The organism is Vibrio caribbeanicus ATCC BAA-2122 (assembly GCF_000165125.1).
Lineage (GTDB): Bacteria > Pseudomonadota > Gammaproteobacteria > Enterobacterales > Vibrionaceae > Vibrio > Vibrio caribbeanicus.
This window is the reverse complement of sequence record NZ_AEIU01000018.1, coordinates 1-251: the sequence shown is the minus strand read 5'-3', so window position 1 is coordinate 251 and position 251 is coordinate 1. Positions and strand designations below refer to the sequence as shown.

Sequence of the window (251 nt, the reverse complement as noted above, 5' to 3'; positions counted from 1 at the left end):
TGGTGGCTATAGCTCAGTTGGTAGAGCCCCGGATTGTGATTCCGGTTGTCGCGAGTTCGAGCCTCGTTAGCCACCCCATTTTTATGGGTGCCTTGCTCCCGATGTGATTTACATCACAGAAAAAACAAGTCGGTGAATAGCGCAGCTTGGTAGCGCATCTGGTTTGGGACCAGAGGGTCGGGGGTTCGAATCCCTCTTCACCGACCACTATATGAAGCCTCAGCTGAAAAGCTGAGGCTTTTTTGTTGTTA

At 51.0% G+C, this 251-nt stretch carries 2 tRNA genes; both read left to right on the top strand.

Annotation, left to right across the window (positions count from 1 at the left end):
• The first annotated feature begins 2 nt into the window (after positions 1-2).
• A tRNA-His gene (locus RH40_RS01910) sits at positions 3-78 on the top strand.
• Between the two features lie 52 nt (positions 79-130).
• Positions 131-207, top strand: a tRNA-Pro gene (locus RH40_RS01905).
• The last annotated feature ends 44 nt before the right edge of the window (positions 208-251 follow it).